The organism is Maribacter sp. HS, from assembly GCF_048059195.1.
Taxonomy (GTDB): Bacteria; Bacteroidota; Bacteroidia; order Flavobacteriales; family Flavobacteriaceae; genus Maribacter; species Maribacter dokdonensis.
This window is the reverse complement of sequence record NZ_JAYLVV010000004.1, coordinates 397,207-415,829: the sequence shown is the minus strand read 5'-3', so window position 1 is coordinate 415,829 and position 18,623 is coordinate 397,207. Positions and strand designations below refer to the sequence as shown.

19 protein-coding genes are annotated in these 18,623 nt (G+C 35.4%); 13 read left to right on the top strand and 6 right to left on the bottom strand.

From position 1 onward, the window contains the following. The first annotated feature begins 8 nt into the window (after nt 1-8). The 12 genes from VBZ51_RS11350 (at nt 9) to VBZ51_RS11295 (ending at nt 11,996) form a co-directional block, all read left to right on the top strand. The gene (locus VBZ51_RS11350) at nt 9-875 is read left to right on the top strand and encodes an AraC family transcriptional regulator (RefSeq protein ID WP_416576997.1); all 867 of its coding nucleotides are present in this window, start codon (nt 9-11) and stop codon (nt 873-875) included. Nucleotides 876-997: 122 nt separating this feature from the next. Further along, nucleotides 998-1,843 carry an enoyl-CoA hydratase/isomerase family protein gene (locus VBZ51_RS11345; protein WP_416576996.1) on the top strand — a complete coding sequence of 282 codons (846 nt, stop codon included), beginning with the start codon at nt 998-1,000 and terminating at the stop codon, nt 1,841-1,843. Nucleotides 1,844-2,011: 168 nt separating this feature from the next. Beyond that, entirely contained in the window at nt 2,012-2,995 is a 984-nt protein-coding gene (locus VBZ51_RS11340) for a zinc-dependent alcohol dehydrogenase family protein (RefSeq protein ID WP_416576995.1), read from the top strand. 202 nt (nt 2,996-3,197) lie between these two features. Further along, nucleotides 3,198-4,160 (top strand): 2OG-Fe(II) oxygenase, encoded by a 963-nt coding sequence (locus VBZ51_RS11335; RefSeq protein WP_416576994.1) that lies wholly within the window; start codon nt 3,198-3,200, stop codon nt 4,158-4,160. A gap of 94 nt (nt 4,161-4,254) precedes the next feature. Beyond that, nucleotides 4,255-5,034: an SDR family NAD(P)-dependent oxidoreductase gene (locus VBZ51_RS11330; protein WP_416576993.1), complete on the top strand. Its 780-nt coding sequence runs from the start codon at nt 4,255-4,257 to the stop codon at nt 5,032-5,034. A 181-nt stretch (nt 5,035-5,215) separates the two neighbouring features. Next, the gene (locus VBZ51_RS11325) at nt 5,216-6,331 is read left to right on the top strand and encodes an esterase-like activity of phytase family protein (RefSeq protein ID WP_416576992.1); all 1,116 of its coding nucleotides are present in this window, start codon (nt 5,216-5,218) and stop codon (nt 6,329-6,331) included. Nucleotides 6,332-6,494: 163 nt separating this feature from the next. Next, nucleotides 6,495-7,118, top strand: coding sequence for a MarC family protein (locus VBZ51_RS11320; RefSeq protein WP_058102779.1), 624 nt, complete (start codon nt 6,495-6,497; stop codon nt 7,116-7,118). 43 nt (nt 7,119-7,161) lie between these two features. Further along, nucleotides 7,162-7,713: an NAD(P)H-dependent oxidoreductase gene (locus tag VBZ51_RS11315; protein ID WP_058102780.1), complete on the top strand. Its 552-nt coding sequence runs from the start codon at nt 7,162-7,164 to the stop codon at nt 7,711-7,713. Between the two features lie 41 nt (nt 7,714-7,754). Further along, on the top strand, nt 7,755-9,653 hold the full coding sequence (locus tag VBZ51_RS11310) for a monovalent cation:proton antiporter-2 (CPA2) family protein (protein WP_091604179.1): 1,899 nt from the start codon (nt 7,755-7,757) through the stop codon (nt 9,651-9,653). Between the two features lie 194 nt (nt 9,654-9,847). Then, nucleotides 9,848-10,432, top strand: coding sequence for a DUF6515 family protein (locus VBZ51_RS11305; protein ID WP_416576991.1), 585 nt, complete (start codon nt 9,848-9,850; stop codon nt 10,430-10,432). A 203-nt stretch (nt 10,433-10,635) separates the two neighbouring features. Continuing rightward, nucleotides 10,636-11,208, top strand: a complete 573-nt coding sequence (locus tag VBZ51_RS11300; RefSeq protein ID WP_416576990.1) for a DUF6134 family protein — start codon at nt 10,636-10,638, stop codon at nt 11,206-11,208. A 26-nt stretch (nt 11,209-11,234) separates the two neighbouring features. After that, complete coding sequence (locus VBZ51_RS11295; RefSeq protein WP_416576989.1) at nt 11,235-11,996, top strand: patatin-like phospholipase family protein; 762 nt, start codon at nt 11,235-11,237, stop codon at nt 11,994-11,996. Between the two features lie 7 nt (nt 11,997-12,003). Here the strand turns inward: VBZ51_RS11295 and VBZ51_RS11290 are convergent, their stop codons facing one another. The 6 genes from VBZ51_RS11290 to VBZ51_RS11265 all read right to left on the bottom strand — a co-directional run bounded on the left by VBZ51_RS11290 (nt 12,004) and on the right by VBZ51_RS11265 (nt 16,823). Further along, nucleotides 12,004-12,615: a DEAD/DEAH box helicase gene (locus VBZ51_RS11290; RefSeq protein ID WP_416576988.1), complete on the bottom strand. Its 612-nt coding sequence runs from the start codon at nt 12,613-12,615 to the stop codon at nt 12,004-12,006. A gap of 87 nt (nt 12,616-12,702) precedes the next feature. Continuing rightward, nucleotides 12,703-13,602, bottom strand: a complete 900-nt coding sequence (locus tag VBZ51_RS11285; RefSeq protein WP_291962861.1) for an EamA family transporter — start codon at nt 13,600-13,602, stop codon at nt 12,703-12,705. Nucleotides 13,603-13,728: 126 nt separating this feature from the next. Next, nucleotides 13,729-14,886, bottom strand: a complete 1,158-nt coding sequence (locus VBZ51_RS11280; RefSeq protein WP_099192901.1) for an iron-containing alcohol dehydrogenase — start codon at nt 14,884-14,886, stop codon at nt 13,729-13,731. Between the two features lie 39 nt (nt 14,887-14,925). Further along, nucleotides 14,926-15,558 carry a nitroreductase family protein gene (locus VBZ51_RS11275; protein ID WP_071342269.1) on the bottom strand — a complete coding sequence of 211 codons (633 nt, stop codon included), beginning with the start codon at nt 15,556-15,558 and terminating at the stop codon, nt 14,926-14,928. 13 nt (nt 15,559-15,571) lie between these two features. After that, on the bottom strand, nt 15,572-16,237 hold the full coding sequence (locus tag VBZ51_RS11270) for an NAD(P)H-binding protein (protein WP_416576987.1): 666 nt from the start codon (nt 16,235-16,237) through the stop codon (nt 15,572-15,574). A 1-nt stretch (nt 16,238) separates the two neighbouring features. After that, on the bottom strand, nt 16,239-16,823 hold the full coding sequence (locus VBZ51_RS11265) for a TetR/AcrR family transcriptional regulator (protein WP_058102790.1): 585 nt from the start codon (nt 16,821-16,823) through the stop codon (nt 16,239-16,241). A gap of 176 nt (nt 16,824-16,999) precedes the next feature. Between VBZ51_RS11265 and VBZ51_RS11260 the strand changes: the two genes are divergently transcribed. Next, the gene (locus VBZ51_RS11260; protein WP_348101341.1) at nt 17,000-18,571 is read left to right on the top strand and encodes a WG repeat-containing protein; all 1,572 of its coding nucleotides are present in this window, start codon (nt 17,000-17,002) and stop codon (nt 18,569-18,571) included. Nucleotides 18,572-18,623: the final 52 nt, after the last annotated feature.

The following is an 18,623-nucleotide window of genomic DNA, read 5'->3' as shown; positions in this document are numbered from 1 at the left end:
TAAGCCCTATGCCACGTACCATTATCGAAAATATTGTAATTCAAGAATACAAAGACCAAACCTTTTTTGAGTTTTGTAAGTACACTACCATCAGGTTTTTTGAGATTGTGTATTTTGAAAAGGGTAGCGGCACCATAAAAATTAATGGGAAAACGGTAAACTATTCGGCTAATAGTATTTTTGTTTTTGTGCCAGATGATATTTATATCGTAAACCCAGAATCGGCAACTACTACCATTGCCATAAAATTCTTGAAAAGCTTTTTTAGGGGAGATGCACCACAAAATGCAAATCTTCCGGTGAACGATTGGTTTAGAAAAATTGAAGGGATTTTAAATAGTGAAAGTCATCAATTACGTGAAATGCGTTTTGAAACCGAATCGGATAAAATACATTTATTGTCATTAATAAAAATGGTGGCTGCGGAAAACGATAAAAAGAAATCATACGACCTGTTTATCATTCAAAATTCACTTTCCGTAATTCTTCACCTTATTGCCCGTAACATTCAGTTTTTAAATGCTGATATGAGTACCAAAATTGTGGAGTCTTCTAAAATTCAGCAAATCATCAACTTTATTCACGCTAATATTTACAATTCAGAATTGCTTACCACCCAAAACTTGGCAGAAGAGTTTCATATGGCGGACAATTATATTAGTGAGTACTTTAAAAAACATACCGATGTTTCTTTAAAAAAATACATTCTTAACTACAAATTAAAACTGGTAGAAACCCGATTAAAATATACCGATTTACAGTTTTCAGAAATTGCAATGGAATTAGGCTTTACAGATTCCAGTCACCTTAACAAAACCTTTCAAAGTTATAAGGGAATGACTATTGGTGCTTATAAGGCAAGTATTTCCCAATAAATTACTATTTACCTCTTTTTTTACTAAAAGCCCTGTGTTTTTTACTTATCCAAAGCTTGAGTGCCTAGGTAACTTTGTACTGTAATACTAACAGAACAATAATTAACCAAAAACTCAATACTATGGAATACAAGAATTTTCAAACATTTACGGCAGAACAAAAAGGAGGAATTTTAACAGTGACCATCAACTTTGGTCCTGTAAACGTACAAGGGCAAGAAATGCTTGCAGATTTAAGCAGTCTTTGTTTACGACTGGAGCGCGATAGAAGCGTAAAAGTAGTTGTTTTTGAATCTTCAAATCCAGATTATTGGGTATGCCATTATGATACCAACTTACTTAGAGATATGTCTATGGAAGCGGTACCAAGAAACGAAGTACAGTTATTAGACTTACAAGCTGTTTTAGAACGTTTAAGCAACGTACCACAAGCAACTATTGCTAAAATTGAAGGTTTTGCACGTGGTGGCGGACACGAAATGGCATTGGCACTAGATATGCGTTTTGCAGCAAGAGGTAAAGCCAAATTTATGCAAATGGAAGTAGGTATGGGCATTTTACCTTGTGGTGGTGGCGCTTCACGTATGGCAAGACAAACTGGTTTAGGTAAGGCACTGGAAATTATCTTAGGAGCCAGAGATTGGGATGCAGACGAAGCTGAAAAATTCGGAACTATTAACAAGGCGTTAGATGCAGATGAAATAGGACCATACGTAGATGCTTTGGCAGAGCGCATCTCCAAATTTCCGGCAGATTCTATTGCTGCTAGTAAACGTGCAGTTTATGCATCCATAGACTTGCCAATTAAAGAGGCTTTAAAAGAAGAAGCCTACCAATTGTTTCAAGCTACGAGCAGAACACCAGCCATAAAAAGATTCACCTACGCAGATGAAAATGGTGCTCAGTTTGACCATAATAACCAAAAGAATTGGGAGCAAATGGTGATGGATATTCAAGAAGTAAATTAAGGGCGCTGAGCGCCTTTCGCAACAAGCTTTACGCCAATCGCATATCGACTTTCAGTTTTTGCGTATAACGCGAAGCGTGTAGCATACAGCGAAAAACATACAACAATTAACGAATAACGATTAACGATTAACGATTAACGATTAACGAAAAATAAAAGAAGATTAGATATGAAAGCAATGCTTATAAACAACTACGGAGAAAATGGGAATTTCGAGGTATCGGAAATTGAAAAACCAACCGTAAAGGCAAATCACGTATTGGTAAAAATAGCGGCATCTAGTGTAAATACAATTGACACTATGATTAAGAATATGGGAACGGATTTACCATTATCACCAGCTACACCAGCCTTATTAGGTATGGATTTCTCAGGAACTATAGAATCGGTTGGCGATGGCGTAGAGGGTTTTAAAGTAGGCGATGAAGTGTACGGTTGTGCTGGCGGTTTAGCCGATTTACCAGGAACCTTAACGGAATATATTGTAGCCGATAGCAACCTTGTAGCGCACAAACCAAAAGGCTTAACCATGCGCGAAACTGCAGCTTTACCATTAGTAGCTATTACAGCTTACGAAGGTTTAACAAGAGCAGGTGTAAAAGAAGGTCAGAAAGTATTGGTACACGGTGGTTCTGGTGGTGTTGGTCATTTAGCGGTGCAGTTGGCAAAGTATTTTGGAGCAGAAGTTTTTGCTACAGGTACTGGTGGTAATCAAAAAGCTATTGTTGAAAAATTTGGTGCAACCTTCATCGATTTTAAAACTGAAAAAGTAGCAGATTACACAGCAAAATATACCGATGGTGGTTTTGATGTGGTTTTTGATACCGTTGGTGGTGCAAACCTGACCAATTCTATTGAAGCGGTTGCCTTAAACGGACATATTTCTACTACGGTGTCGTTGTGTGAGTTAGACTTAACTCCGTTGCATTTTAAAGGAGCATCATTACACGTAGTATTTATGCTAATACCAATGTTGCACAATTTTAAAAGAGAGGAACACGGAACTATTTTAGGGCGTTTGGCTGAAATTTCTAATGAAGGACATTTAACGCCAATAGTAGATGAAAACAAGTTTTCCTTAGAAGAAGTTGGTGATGCTTACGCACATTTACAAAGCGGAAAAGCTATTGGTAAAATAGTAGTTGAGAACTAAAACGATAGGGATTTGCAATGTATCCTTATGGTTGATTAATAGTGTCAAATGCCTCTTTTTAGAGGCATTTTTCATTTAAAACTTAGCAAAACCTTGTTTTTTACTAAAACCTCCATTTTTACTACCAAAGTAGAACAGCCGGTTGTGCGTAATTTTGTTATAGATAAAAAAATAGCAGTAGCTATACTTAAAACATATAATTATGAAAACTTTAGAACATACAAATGCACTTGCAGAAGCTCGTGCGCTAGAAGTACCTTCACGAGAATTATCGTTAAGACGCGATCCATCAGTTGCACAATTTTGGAATGAAAACCGAAAATTGCTAGAAGCTGCTTGGGCAGAATGGGAAATAGAAAACAAGGACGATTTACTAGTTCCTGACGAAACTTTGCTTGACCCACGTTTACGTAAAGCTATTAAAGAGGCTTGGGAAAACCCGGAAAAAGAATCTGCTGTTGCCGATTTATGGGAAGAAGTTATACCTGGTGTTTATGTAGCGCAGTTTTTTGATGTAGATCGCTTGGCGGATTTCCGCAACTATTTAGAAGCTGTTGCAAATTCAAGAGTACCAAAACGTGCGCCTTATGGCATACAGTTAAATCGATATGGTATGATGCTAGATCCTCGTTCTGAAGGGCATTTGGCAGCACCTAATTTTCAGGCATTTTATAATGATATGATGGACCGTTTTATGCGTCCGATAGCACGTTTATTATTGGGAACTTATGGTTATGACAATCAGACTTTTGGATTTTCAATACAATACAATCCGGATAAAGACAAGGATTTACACGCACATACCGATGCTTCTGCGGCTACCTTGAATATCAACATTAACTTACCTGATGAAGAATTTACAGGTTCTATAGTCGATTTCTATGATAAAGCTTCAGGTAAAACGGTACAAACTAAGTTTGAGCCAGGAAAAGCCATCATCCATAGAGGTAATGTGCCACACGCAACACACCCAATTACAAGCGGACAACGTAGTAATTTAGTAGTTTGGCTGTATGGTGACCGTATGCAAATACCACGTGGTAGTACCAGTAGTTACGGGAATAGTAACAGTGACTCTATTAAAGATGTTGCCTTGGAAAGTGTTACCGCTCGCCAACGTTGGAGTTTGCCAGATGGTCCTAAGGATACTGTAGCACCATTCTAATTACAGGAAGCGTAGTTTATTATATTAGACAAAAATGAAATTATAAAACTGGCAATAGTTGTATTGCCAGTTTTCATCAACATAAAAGAACAAAATGAAACATATATTAATAACAGGAAGTACAGACGGCATAGGAAAATTACTAGCCTTGCGTTTGGCTAAAGAAGGGCACTTTGTAGCCATTCACGGTAGGAGCGATGCTAAATTAAGCGCTACTTTAAAAGAAATTAAACAGCAATCTAATAATGAAAATGTTATTGGCTTTTTAGCGGACTTTTCAGACTTAAGTGCAGTTAAAAAAATGGCTGAAGAAGTTGCAGAAAAAATGCCAGTAATTGATGTTTTGGTCAACAATGCAGGCGTTTTAATGACAAACAGCAATAGTGCCGCTACGGATATTCGGTTTGTGGTAAACTACTTTGCACCATATCTATTGACTAATGGCATATTAGCAAATTTAAAAGCATCAGACACACCAAGAGTTGTGAATTTAAGTTCCGCCGCTCAATCAACTATAAATGTACAAGCTTTAGAAGGCAAAACAGGTTTGGGTGCCAACGAAGCTTATGCGCAAAGCAAACTGGCATTAACAATGTGGAGTTTTTATTTAGCGGAACAAGAACCATCAATTACGGTAGTGGCGGTAAATCCGGGTTCTTTATTAAATACAAAAATGGCTAAAGAAGCGTATGGGCAGCATTGGTCTCCTGCAGAAAAGGGAGTTGACATTCTGTACAATTTAAGTATGACAGATTTAGCAAAATCTGGTGAGTATTTTGATAATGATAAAGGTTCATATGCCACAGCACACGCAGATGCATACAACACTCAGAAAATTGAAAATTTACTTTCTATAACAAATACATTGGTTTAGGACTTTTTTGTTCTTTTAATTTGATACAACCTTTTTATTATGAATAATTTTGCAAGAATAAAACACCTCAGGATAAGCCCATGAGACATTCAACGGAAATAAACTTTTAAATTCGAGGCAAGCCTCGGGGTATTATACCCTTTGGCGGTGCCAATAAAATTTCGCTATTAAAACCGATAAAATGAGGATTGTAGTAAAATTGCTATTTGCATGCACAGCTTTAATAATAACATCTTGCGGTGGTAAAAAGGATAGCAAGAAAGCCGAAAACACTATAAACTTACGTTTTGTAGATGAGTATGTTCTGCCGGCAGAGTCAGCTCTTAACAGCACTAAAGTTGGTGGCTTATCCAGTATTGATTATGCAAATGGCAGTTATTATTTAATCAGTGATAATACTGAATCTCCAAGATTTTATCAGGCTGAGATTTCGTTTGACTTAAATGGTTTTGATTCCATCTTCATGAAATCGGTCACACTCCTTAAAGATAAAAATGGTCTAGGTTTTTCTGAAGGAAGTATTGATCCAGAATCTTTAAGATATGATAACGGCTCGTTCATTTGGACAAGTGAAGGTAATATCAATAATGGAGTAAACCCATTTGTACGTATTTCAGATTCAAGCGGAAAATTCGTTAAAGAAATTGATGTCAGAGACCGTTTTTTAATTCATCCTGACCCAAAGTTTGGCCCTCGTCATAATGGTGTTTTTGAAAGTATAACCTTAAGCCATCAACAAAAAGGGTATTGGGCGGCAATGGAATTACCACTAAAACAAGATGGCGATGAACCAACGTTAGACGAGACTGATTCGCCAGTAAGGATTGCTTTCATCAATAAAGAAACCGGTAGTTTTGAAAAAGAAATAGTGTACGAATTAGATAATGTAACCAGGCAAGCTATTAATGGGCATTCTTTTGAATTGAACGGTGTTGTAGAAATTTTGGAATATGATACTAATAAGTTTTTAGTTTTGGAACGTTCTTACGCTATGGGGTACAAAGATGGTGGTAACACGGTTAAAATTTATGATGTAGATGCCAGTAATGCAACAGACGTAAGCAATTTTAAAAGTTTAAAAGTCAGAAACTACTCAAAGGCAACCAAAAAGCTTTTGTATAATTTTGATACTATCCGAAATGATTTAACAAACGGTGTTGTAGACAATATTGAAGGTATTACGTTTGGCCCAAATTTTGAAAATGGCAATAGGTCTTTAATTGTGGTTGCCGATAACAACTTCAATCTTTACGGCAGTCAACTCAATCAGTTTATTTTGTTTGAATTTGGCAAGTAATTTAAAAACTTGTATTCCTAAAAGTATTCAAGCTTAAAAATGAGATTAATTTTAAAATGGTCTCAGCTTTTCTTATTTTTCAATAATTCCCAAAAGTTTCAAAATTATTTAGGAATTTAAAATGGAATTGAAGTTCTTGCACGATTAATTTTTGCTCATAATAATGGATGACTTAATTACATTTTCAATTGCCGTTTTTACTGGTTTCTTTGCCATTACAAACCCAATTTCTAACATGACCGTTTTTTTATCGTTAACCCAAGGTGCCGATAATAAAACTAAGGAGGATATCAATAAAAGAGCAAACCTAATTGCATTTATTATTGTATTGGTCTTTGTGCTTTTAGGCAAGTATATTTTTGAACTTTTCAATATCAGTATTCCTGCGTTTAAGATCACGGGCGGAATTCTAATTTTCTATATTGGTTTTGAGATGCTACAATCAAAACAATCTAACGTAAAAAATATAAAACACGTTAATATTGATGAGAATATTGCCGTGTCTCCACTTGCCATTCCAATTTTGGCCGGTCCGGGAACTATTGTTACCGCAATGAACTTTGTGTCCAGTGCACAACCGGTACATATTGCTATAGTTATTGCCGTATTCGGTTTTATGAGCCTTCTAACTTATTTCACGTTCAGACTTAGTAATTTAATAGTAAAATTAGTTGGCTTTAACGTTATTTCGGTAATTGGAAAAATAATGGGTCTTATCATAGCCATTATTGGTACGGGTATGATCATAGAGGGCATTAAAATTTCCTTTAATCTAATTACGAAGTAATTGGCTTACTAAACCATAGGTCTTTATTCTTAATTGATATAACATGAAAAAAGTACTTGTTTTATTTGCTCACCCAAAGTTTGAAAAATCTAGGGCAAATACCATTTTGGTCAATTATATCAGAAATAAAGAGGGTGTAACCTTTCACGATTTGTATGAAGAGTATCCAGATTTTCATATTGATGTTTCCTATGAAAAAAAATTATTGGAAGAACATGATGTAATCGTTTGGCATCATCCAATGTACTGGTACAGTTGTCCGCCTTTATTAAAGCAATGGATAGATATGGTGTTGGAATTTAATTGGGCATACGGACCAAAGGGCAAGGCCCTAACTTCAAAAATATGTTTAAATGCCATTACTACCGGTGGAAGTAAAGAATTGTATTGCTCACAAGGTAGCAACAGCTATACCATTACCGAGTTTTTAAGACCTTTTGAACAGACCGCCAACCTTTGTCTAATGAATTATAGACAACCATTTACCGTTATGGGTACCTATAGATTAACTGATGAACAGCTTAGCGAATACGGTTCGCAATACAGTTCTTTGATAGATAGCCTACAAAATGAAAAGACGGTGCTTAGTACTTAAGTTTGAGTTCTATTAAAAGCACCAAATAAACCAAACCAATTATGACCGGAAGCCTTCTTTTTGATGCCATTGTATTTTTATTGGGAGCGATCATCTGTGTCTCAATAGCTAAAAGATTAGGCTTGAGCTCTGTTTTGGGCTATCTGATCGCCGGAGTTTTAATAGGTCCGTATGTTTTGGGATTTATAGGTGAAGAGGGAGAAGACATTCTTCATTTTGCTGAATTTGGAGTAGTGGTCATGCTTTTCTTGATTGGGCTTGAAATTGAACCAAAGAACTTCTGGAATATGCGTAAATCCATTGCTGGTATGGGTGGTTTACAAGTTGCCGGGACCATGTTGCTCTCTTATCTCTTTTTTATACTAATTGATTTTGATTGGAAGGTTGCCTTGGTGATATCTATGGCGGTAGCTTTATCTTCAACGGCTATAGCCATGCAAACTATTGATGAAAAAGGCCTTATGGAAACTACCTTTGGTAATTCGGCATTTTCCATATTATTATTTCAAGATATCATCGTGATCTTTATGTTGGGAGCAATTCCTTTGCTTTCCAATACCGAGGTTGAAGCAGCTGCAGATAGCCATGAATCTACCGGTAATCTTTTAGATGGTTTGCCCATGGGCTACCAAACATTGGCCATTATTCTATCTGTTGTGTTGATCATAGGTGCGGGTCAATATTTAATTGTTCCCATGTTAAGAAGAGTCGCTAAAACGGGAGTTAGGGAACTGCTGTTTGCCTCTGCTTTGTTAATCGTATTCAGTATTTCATTCTTAATGGAGTATGTTGGCCTATCACCTGCTTTAGGTGCCTTTTTAGGGGGAGTGGTACTTTCTAGTAGTGAGTACAAACATGAACTTGAAAGTAACCTTGAACCTTTTAAAAACCTTCTTTTAGGTTTGTTCTTTATAGCCGTAGGTGCGTCCATCAATTTTGTGGTCATTGCCAAAATTCCGTTGACTATTGGCGGTATATTATTGGCAATAGTATTGATAAAGGCTTTGATACTTTTTATTACGGGAAAGGTATTTAAACTAAAACTAGACCAAAACTTGTTGTTAACTTTTAGCTTGGCCCAAATTGGGGAATTTGCTTTTGTATTGCTATCCTTCGCATTTCAATTAAATATCCTAGATCAGGAACAGATGGATATAATGTTGGTAATCACGGCACTGACCATGTCCATAACCCCCATAATAAGTATCATAAACGAACGTTTCATCTTACCAAAAATTGGAACTAAAGAGTCCATCAAAAGACCTATGGATCATATTGCGAAATCACAAAATGTTATTTTGGTAGGTTTTGGTCATTTTGGAAGTACGGTCGGTAGATTTTTACGCTCTCATGGTATTGAAGCTACTATATTAGATCAAGACTCCAATAGGGTAGATGTACTCCGTAAAATGGGTTTTGAAGTATATTATGGTGATGCCACTAGAATAGATCTTCTTGAAGCTGCAGGTATTGCAAAGGCTAAAATATTGATATGCGCTATAGATAATCCTCCCATAACACAAGAAATTACCAAACTTGTGAAAGAAAAATATCCTCATGTAGAATTAATGATACGTGCCCAGAATAGAAATGATGCATATGAATTGCTGAATTTGGGCTTTGAGAATATTTACCGAGAATCATTGGATACCTCTTTAGCATTGGCAAAAGATGTTTTAAGTAAACTAGGTTTTAGAAAATACACCTTAATTAGACAGGTCCAGAATTTTATTAAATATGATGAATCTAGTTTAAGAAGGCTGGCAATGGAACCCAAAGGCGATGATGATTACCTTTTTAAGGTTAGAAAAGAACTTGAAGAGCAAGAGCGATTATTGGAGGAGGATTTTAAAAGAGGCATTGTTGAATATGATATCCATTGGGATAGTGAGTCTATTAGAAAAGTATTGAAAAACCAACAGAACAATGCCAAATCTTAAACGCTAAACCAATAGCGTAAAGTACCACCAAAACTCAATCTTAAAACTTCTATACAATTTACTCATTCGTAGATCAAATTCCCTAAATCATCTATTAGTACAGTTTTTTCAACTGTTTCATTTAAACCACTTGCCATATTACTTGTCAAAGTATGGAACGATAAAGTAAAGTTTAACTTTTAAAACTAAAACAGATGAAAACAAATACTATAACATATGCAATACTTGGTTTGTTATTAATTGCTTTTGCTTTACCAAGCAATGCCCAAACACGTAAAAGAACAACAACAAAAACTACCACTACCAGGACTGTAACTAAAACACCTGGAAGGGTTTCCAGTAAGAAAGTAGTATACAGAACACCAACGAAAAAGGTGGTTTCGGTGAGATCGGTTCCTAATAAAACCGTGGTTAGACACAATGGTCAAAATTATTACTATGCCAATAATAAATATTATACGGCTTCTAGAGGTAGATATATTGCCATTGCACCAAAAGTAGGATTTAGAATCAACACTTTACCTTCTAATTCAGCAAGAGTAAGATTTAATAATCGACTTTATTTTAATGTAGGGGGCACTTTTTATATTGAAGCAAATTCTGGATATGAGGTGGTTGAACCAGAAATTGGCACCGTAGTTTATGAATTACCAGATGGGTATGAAAAGGTTACTATTGACGGTTTAACATACTATGAATATGCTAACATACTTTATGAAAAAATACAACTGGACGGTTCTAGAGCCTATGAAGTGGTAGGTATTATTGATATGGAATAATTAGTTTAAAATTGAATTTGTAAAGGGCTTACCTATAATGGGTAGGCCTTTTCTGTTTATGAATAGTAGTGAAATATGACAACGGTTAGTTTTTACAAGAACACGTTTTGTTAGATTTACTACTTCATTACATTATTTATCATCAAAACAATAATTAACCAATGCCGTCAACAAATCAACTAATTGGTATTTTCATTTTTGCTATGACTCTGCTAAGTGCTACCTCAAATACTGTTAATAGCAGTAAGAATACCCTAAACTTTACCATTATCAATAAAGACAAAGCCATTGGCACCCTAAAAGCTACCAAAGTTGTTAATGGTTCAAAAATTCATTATCAAAGTATTACGGCAATTAAAACAAGGGTGATCAAGGAAATTGAAGTAGATTATAAATATGATGTTGTATTTGAGGATAACCTATTAAAAAAGGCTAGCGTAATCATTGGGGTAGATGATAAACCCTATGCCGATATCATCACCAACCGTGCAGATAAAACCTATCTAATTACTAAAAACAAAAAGAAAGAATCGGTTATAGAAAATGCTATACATTACGCGACCATAGTTTTATATTTTAAAGAACCAATAGGTATTGATAGTTGCTATTCTGAACAAGATGGTAGCTTTAACACCATTGTACCTTTAGGCAATCATGTCTATAAAAAGATCAACGCCAAAAAACATGAAAATGTGTACTATTATGAAGGTGGATATTTACAGAAGGCTGAAATTGATGGCGGATTGATAAAATTTGAAATAGTGGCAGAAAATTGAATTTTAACCTAATAAAATAAATGGTCATGAATACAGGGTTAGTGTTATCTGGAGGTGGTATTAGAGGTGTAGCCCATATTGGAACCATAAAAGCCTTGGAAGAATGTAATATTTTTCCGACCCATATTTCAGGTACCAGTGCAGGTGCCATAGTTGGTGCCCTATACGCCGGTGGTATTCAATGGCAAGAAATTTTAGACTTTTTCAAGGCAATCCCAATTTTTCACACCAATAGGTTCGCAAGAAGAAAACCCGGATTTTTAGATACCGAAAAGTTTTATGACGAGTTTAAAAAGTTTTTTCCAAATGATAATTTTGGCGCCTTACCAAAACCATTGTTTATTACTGCTACCGACATTATAAAGGGCGAATTGGTCATTTTTGAAAAAGGAGAATTGATCAAACCAATTTTAGCCTCGGCAACTTTTCCCGGTGTTTTCTCTCCAATTGATATAGAAGGGTCTTATTATATAGATGGCGGTGTACTGAACAATTTCCCTGTAGAACCTCTCTTAGGCTCTTGTAAAACTATAATTGGCAGTTATGTAAACGCTCTTAAACCTGTAGCCATTAACGACCTAAAACATTCTTACAATGTTCTTGAAAGAGCATACAAAATAAAATCAGCCGCAGAATCTCTTGCAAAATTCCCTACTTGTAAATTTGTAATATCACCTAATGAACTTTGTGAGTTCGCAACTTTTGATATGCGCAATATAGATACGATCTTCAAAATTGGTTACGAAAGCACCATTAAGGTTTTAGACGGTTTAGAATATAAAAAGTAAAACGTATTTACTCAGAGACATACTGTGCGCGTTCCATGAAGAAATCTTCAAATCGCTCTAATTTTGGAGATAATTTTTCAGCATATAGTACATACTGGCATTTTCTAATACTTTGTGAAACCGTAACCATTGCGGTATAATCGGATTTCTGAATTAAAAAATCAGCGTCATCAATACTGCAAATTTTTAATTGCGAAGTACTTACACCATTTAACAAAAACAATTTATGTAGGGTAGTAGGGGTGGTAATCAATACATCGATCCCCTCAAAAATTTCCGACTTCTGAATGTCTATATGCAGTTCTTTATAACTAGCATAGAGCCTCATATCCGTATACTTGGTATACTCAAAAAACTTATCATAGAGCTCCAGCACTTTTTCTTTGTTTTCAACAACGACCACTGCTCTAGGCGCATTACCTTCTGCCTTGCACTGTAATTTTTGTAAAGTTGTCAAAATTAAAGCGGTGGTTTTTCCACTCTCCTTAGGACCATAACAATATACATTTGCACCACTTTTAATAACCGGTATACTCTTCTTCTGAAGTGAAGTGGGCTTTTCAATTGCCAATGCTGTCAACCTTTCAAGTAAATGCGGATTCAGTTTTTTAAATGCCATAGATGATGATACAAATTAAACGAGCTGTTCATGTGCAAAGATACTACCTACAAGGGGGCAATACCAATTAGAAGGAATATTTAAGCACTAGCTATATAGTATTAGAAAAACGCCCAGCATAATACCTGCCAATGGAACTAGCTTTTTACGCTTATTTTGCTCTTTGAAGATAAAGCCACCTATGACCACGGCAATAAGAATTTGACTTCGTTTAATGGCCGATAAAAGCATGATCAATGCATCCGGATCCTGTAATGCCTTAAAGTAAAAGTAATCTGCAATTTGAAGTAAAATACCCACCAATGGTATGGTCCATCTCCAAGTAAATGCCTTTCTTTTTTCGGCATACGGAAACCAAGTTACCGTAAGTATAATCAATAAAAATAAAACGGTGTAAAAGCAAAACCAGAATTGCAATGTTTGCGGATTCAAGGCTAAGCTTTGAATTAGAAATTTATCGTACAAACCGCTTGAAGCTCCTAAAAAAGTTGCTCCAACAATAGCAAAAATCCATTTATTTCTCTTAAAGTGGATTCCTTCTTTTTTACCGATTCTTGAGTAGAGAATCACAGAAAATATGATAAGAAAAAAACCGATCCACTGCCATGAATTCGGTTTTTCCTGATAAATGGTAATGGCTCCTATAAAAGTAAAAAATGGCCCAGCAGATCTTATGGGCGTAACAATGGTTATGGGCAAATGCTTTAATGCTTGGTAGGCCAACACCCATGATGCTGCCATGATCGCTGATTTAATTGCAATAAATCCGTGAGTTTCAAGAGGAATATTGGTGATATAAAAATCTATGGACACCATATATTCCTTGAAGAACAAGGAGCCAAAATAAAAGGGCAGGAGCAATAAAAACCCCGATGAGATCGTACCCAACAATACAGGAAAAACCTCATTGCCCTGTACAGCATGTTTTTTGCATAAGTTGTGTAATCCTAAAAATAATGCCGCTAAAAGTCCAAGGTACATCCACATAATGCGCGCGAAGATATTGGTTTTATCTTATTTGTTCATAACCTAAAAACCTTGTATTGCACCTTTAAAACAAAAAGGGGTTGCCTTTTGTAAAGACACCCCCTTTTTCAACACTCAAACTTAATGTTAATAAGCCATTTTTACTATTTTTTCAGCGTCTTCTGGCATTAGAGCTTGTCGCTCACCTAATTTCCATCCTCGGTCTGTAAAACGTTTAGCAATTTCCTCAGCAGTACCTTCGTATTCTTTGGTATAATCTGACAATTTCGTGTCTATGCCCAATTCTTGAAAGAAAGCTTCGGTTTTCTCAATAGCCGCATAAGCCTTGTCATCAACACTTCCCTCGGTTATATTCCATACACGTTCGCCATATTGAGCCAATTTTTCCTTTTTGGCCTCAAAATTATACTTGTAATGACTTGGTGCCACAATTGCCAATGTACGTGCATGATCAATACCGAACAACGCGGTTAATTCATGCCCCATCATGTGTACGGCCCAATCTCCAGGTACTCCTTTTTGAATTAATCCGTTCAAGGCCATGGTACAGCTCCACATAAAATCGGCCGCAGGTTTATAATCCGTAGGGTCTTTAATCACCTTTGGCGCTACTTCGATCAACGTTTGCATAATACTTTCTGCAAATCTATCTTGTAACGATGCTTCTATAGGATATGTCATGTACTGTTCCAAAACATGTGTAAAAGCATCGGTAATACCGTTTACCAATTGACGTTCAGGAATAGATGTAATCACTTGTGGGTCAAGCACGGAAAACTCTGGGAACAATCCTGGTCCGCCCATGGCTAATTTCTCCTTTGTTTCCGCTCTTGTGATCACCGCTCCTGAATTCATTTCAGAACCTGTTGCCGGTAACGTCAAAACCGTACCAAATGGCATTCCTTTTTGGGTTCTTACATTTTTAGTTAGTATATCCCATGGGGTGTCACCTTCATACACAGCTGCCGCAGAAAGGAATTTTGTCCCGTCAATTACAGAACCGCCGCCTACTGCCAACAAGTAAGATATATTTTCATCCTTAATAACCTTCAACGCCTTCATCAATGTATCATATTCTGGATTGGCAGGAATTCCGCCAAACTCAATAACATCAAAATTGGACAGTGCCTTGGTTACCTGGTCGTAAATGCCATTTTTCTTAATACTACCGCCACCGTAAAGCATAAGTACTTTAGCATTGGCGGGTATTTCACTTTCGATTTTTTTGATCGTATCCTTTCCAAAAATTATTTTGGTGGGATTCTTAAATTCAAAATTGTTCATTTTCTTTCTCTTTTAATTTTTAATTGTTCATTGACTTTACTATTCTATAACAGTAACCAAATCTTTCATTGGTTTTCTCACCTTTACAAGGTTCACCAACCAATCTTCACTCTCATTCCTATAGCCTAACGGCAATAATACCGCACTTCTTAATCCTTTTTCACGAAGACCCAATATTTTATCTACAGCTGCAGGATCAAAACCCTCAATAGGCGTTGCATCTACTTTTTCAAAAGCTGCCGCAGCAATGGCTTGTGAAAAAGCAATATAAGCTTGCTTTGCCGCGTGGTTAAAATTCTCCTCTTCATCTTTTTGTGGGTATGAATCCAACAACATCTTTCTATAGTTTTCCCAACCTTCATTTTTAAAACCACGAATTTCATTGGTAAGGTCGAACATATAGTTAATGCGTTCTTCCGTATACGTGTCCCAAGCGGCAAATACCAAAAGGTGAGAACAATCTGTAATCATAGATTGGTTCCATGCTACCGGTCTAATCTGTTCTTTTATTTCTTGATTTTTAACCACTATAATTTCAAAAGGCTGTAAGCCACTAGAAGTAGGAGCCAAGCGTGCCGCCTCTAATATGCGTTCCACTTTATCTTCAGCAACTTTTTCACCATTCATGGCTTTAGCTGCATATCTCCAATTCAATTTATCCAATAATTCCATTATCTAATCTTAATTAAGTTGTTTTTGCTAATTGTTCTATATCATTCGACGTAATTATAACATCGGTATTACTCGTGGTATTTGCCAAATTGAGCATTGCTTGTGCAATACTGTCGGCATTAATTATTCTATATTTCTTTAAGAGACCAATGAATAGGGGCTGAATTACTTTAAAAACTACCAGACCTATCTTTTCTAGTAATCGTTGTTCGTTTCTTTCCCCGCCTATTAAAGAAGGTCTTAAAATTGAAGTTCTCGGTATTGCCTGATTTAAAACTTCTTGCTCCATTTCTCCTTTAGTACGGTTATAGAAAACACTACTTTTCTTATTTGCACCCATTGCGGAAATAACCAAAAAAGTGTTGATTCCATTAGCCTTCGCCAATTTTGCCGCGGCTACAGGTATACCATAATCAATGTCTCTGTACAAAGATTTATCCGGAGTCTTTTTTGCGGTGGTACCTATACAACAATAGACTTCATCACCGGTAAAATCATTTTTAAAGTGTTCCAATTCTAAAAGGTCACCTATATACTGCATCACTTTATTGGGCAAACCCTTTATGCTAGATCTTGAAAACAACTTTATGCTTTCATATCTATCATCAACAATAAGTTTCTCTAAAAGCAAGCCGCCCGTTAAACCAGAAGCTCCTAAAATAATTGCCGTCTTTTTCATCCTATTCGCATACTTTTATACTGCTCCAAGCTGCCTCAAAAGCTAGTTCCAATTGTTTGTCGTCCAAAACTAATGCACCACGATTTTGAGCAATGGTTAAAAAGGAAAGCGGATTTATAGCATAGGCATACAACATATAATCTGACATGGGTTTTATAACTCCTTCTTTAATTCCTCTTTTCCATAAATCTAACAACGGTTGTAAATGCCTTATCCCTTCTTGTCTGCTTTCTTCATCTATCATGGGCGTATTATCACATTGGGCCAAGAACATGGCGTATGCATCTTCTTTTAGTTTAAATTCAGCAATACGTTTCCAGATTACTTCAAAACCTTTTTTGACCGACATGGTTTCATCATAAGTAGCAAAAGCGTAAGCTGTATAACTTGATTTCACCTCTAAATATGTCTTGTTTACCAAATCTTGCTTGTTTTCAAAATAGAGGTAAATAGTGGCAGGAGAAACACAGGCCATTTTAGCAATTTTGCTCATAGGAGTTGCATGAAAGCCATCATTATTTACAAGCTCTATAGTTGCATTTATCAATGCGTTGCGTTTGTCTATACTTTTTTGAAGTGCTGCCATAATTTTATTTTCCTATACAAAGATATCGAATAAAAGAATGAACGTTCATTTTTTAATATAAGTTTGTGAAATTTAAATCCTTACTAAAGTTTAAACCTATTGTCGCAAATTGTATATAATTTCTTTAACGCGTTTACGTTGTTACAATAATATTAAACTTAACCCAAACAATTTTTATGAGATTACTTCCTTTCCTAATCGCTTTTATATCTTTAAGTTCGGTATTTGCACAAGATAAATATGTTACTATAGACTTACAGTATCACAAACCTACCGATGAATTAAAAGAGAAAATTATTAATGCCAAATACGAACCGGGTTCAATTTTTATTAATAACTATCTAACAATAAAAAAAGATAATCAAAGCACATTTACCGATAGTTCGGGAAACATTTTAAAAAATCTATACGATTTTAAAACGGAAATGTCAACCAACAATATTTTCTTCACGGGAGATATAGTAACCGGTATTAACGATTACGGCAAAAAAGAAAATGACAAATTTATAAATCTACATGCAGTTGATGCCTCTGGCAATAAAATTGACAGTGAAATCAATTCAAAATCAGAATATTATTTTTCATCCAATATGTCTAGGGTCTATAAGCACTATTTCAGCAAGGACCAAGATTATTTTACTATACACTATAATAAACCAGATCCTAGTAAGGGCTGGGGATATGATTTACAGGAAGGTTTAATGAATGGCAAAGGAGAAATTATTATAGAACCTAAATACAAAAGCGTAAAACAAATTGAAAACGATTTTTTTATTGTTACCGATGGAGATAACTCCAAAAAAGTAATTAATCTAAAGGATATGAGTTCAATACCAGCTAATTTTAGTGATATTTTCTCATTTAACGACGTACCAAATGCACAAAGATTGGATCCATACCTATCCTTTAATGAAAAAATAATTGCGGAAGATGCAAATTCAAAAGCTTGGGGCATTTATAATTTAAATACCAAAAGCTGGGAAGTACCCGCCATTTACCAGCAACTAATTCCTGTTAATACATTTAGACAAGTTGATGATAAAATGAGACACATACTATTTACAGATACCTTTATTGCCGTTAAAGATAACCAATGGGGTCTCATAAATAACACCAACAATACGATTATACCATTTGAATATGAAAAGGTAGAATACAATAACAAATATTTTAAAGTTTTCAATAAAGAAGGTAAAATGAATTACTTTGATACAGCATCTAAAACCTTGCTTTTCAATACATTCTATGATGACATTCACTACAACGTAGACGAACCTAGCTTAGCGGTATTAACTTTAAACCAAAATGTAGGTCTTTTTGATTTTGACAACAAGGTATTTTTTGTCGATCCATCTGAAGGGTTCAAAGGTTATGAATATGTGAACAAGTATAAACTTATATTATTGAAACGTAAAAATGCAGAAGGTAGAAGTGATAGGGCATTATTTTCTATTGAGAACAAAAAAATAATTTATAAAGATTTTAATGATTTTTACTATGCAGATAGAAATGGTAAATTTTCTAAAATCCTACATTTTGATGGTACCAGTTCAATAATAGACAATAATGGCAAAGTTATAGTACCTCCAGGCAATTATTACGGTAGACCACAATATCAACAAGGTGTATTCTTCTATTATAATAGTTCAAGTAAACGCGCAAAAGCAGTTCATTGCTATAAAAATAATGGTGAACCTATAGATGCCGCTACTTGTGCAGAAAAGTTCAGTAAGAAGAAAAAGAAATAACAAAATCCTTAAAATATCAAAAGCAACTATTCTTTAATAGTTGCTTTTTTTA

What these genes read in the sequence shown, in the direction of transcription:
- VBZ51_RS11350 (WP_416576997.1), top strand. Translation starts at nt 9, where the DNA reads ATGCCACGTACCATTATCGAAAATATTGTAATTCAAGAATACAAAGAC.
- VBZ51_RS11345 (WP_416576996.1), top strand. Translation starts at nt 998, where the DNA reads ATGGAATACAAGAATTTTCAAACATTTACGGCAGAACAAAAAGGAGGA.
- VBZ51_RS11340 (WP_416576995.1), top strand. Translation starts at nt 2,012, where the DNA reads ATGAAAGCAATGCTTATAAACAACTACGGAGAAAATGGGAATTTCGAG.
- VBZ51_RS11335 (WP_416576994.1), top strand. Translation starts at nt 3,198, where the DNA reads ATGAAAACTTTAGAACATACAAATGCACTTGCAGAAGCTCGTGCGCTA.
- VBZ51_RS11330 (WP_416576993.1), top strand. Translation starts at nt 4,255, where the DNA reads ATGAAACATATATTAATAACAGGAAGTACAGACGGCATAGGAAAATTA.
- VBZ51_RS11325 (WP_416576992.1), top strand. Translation starts at nt 5,216, where the DNA reads ATGAGGATTGTAGTAAAATTGCTATTTGCATGCACAGCTTTAATAATA.
- VBZ51_RS11320 (WP_058102779.1), top strand. Translation starts at nt 6,495, where the DNA reads ATGGATGACTTAATTACATTTTCAATTGCCGTTTTTACTGGTTTCTTT.
- VBZ51_RS11315 (WP_058102780.1), top strand. Translation starts at nt 7,162, where the DNA reads ATGAAAAAAGTACTTGTTTTATTTGCTCACCCAAAGTTTGAAAAATCT.
- VBZ51_RS11310 (WP_091604179.1), top strand. Translation starts at nt 7,755, where the DNA reads ATGACCGGAAGCCTTCTTTTTGATGCCATTGTATTTTTATTGGGAGCG.
- VBZ51_RS11305 (WP_416576991.1), top strand. Translation starts at nt 9,848, where the DNA reads ATGAAAACAAATACTATAACATATGCAATACTTGGTTTGTTATTAATT.
- VBZ51_RS11300 (WP_416576990.1), top strand. Translation starts at nt 10,636, where the DNA reads ATGACTCTGCTAAGTGCTACCTCAAATACTGTTAATAGCAGTAAGAAT.
- VBZ51_RS11295 (WP_416576989.1), top strand. Translation starts at nt 11,235, where the DNA reads ATGAATACAGGGTTAGTGTTATCTGGAGGTGGTATTAGAGGTGTAGCC.
- VBZ51_RS11290 (WP_416576988.1), bottom strand. Translation starts at nt 12,615, where the DNA reads ATGGCATTTAAAAAACTGAATCCGCATTTACTTGAAAGGTTGACAGCA.
- VBZ51_RS11285 (WP_291962861.1), bottom strand. Translation starts at nt 13,602, where the DNA reads ATGTGGATGTACCTTGGACTTTTAGCGGCATTATTTTTAGGATTACAC.
- VBZ51_RS11280 (WP_099192901.1), bottom strand. Translation starts at nt 14,886, where the DNA reads ATGAACAATTTTGAATTTAAGAATCCCACCAAAATAATTTTTGGAAAG.
- VBZ51_RS11275 (WP_071342269.1), bottom strand. Translation starts at nt 15,558, where the DNA reads ATGGAATTATTGGATAAATTGAATTGGAGATATGCAGCTAAAGCCATG.
- VBZ51_RS11270 (WP_416576987.1), bottom strand. Translation starts at nt 16,237, where the DNA reads ATGAAAAAGACGGCAATTATTTTAGGAGCTTCTGGTTTAACGGGCGGC.
- VBZ51_RS11265 (WP_058102790.1), bottom strand. Translation starts at nt 16,823, where the DNA reads ATGGCAGCACTTCAAAAAAGTATAGACAAACGCAACGCATTGATAAAT.
- VBZ51_RS11260 (WP_348101341.1), top strand. Translation starts at nt 17,000, where the DNA reads ATGAGATTACTTCCTTTCCTAATCGCTTTTATATCTTTAAGTTCGGTA.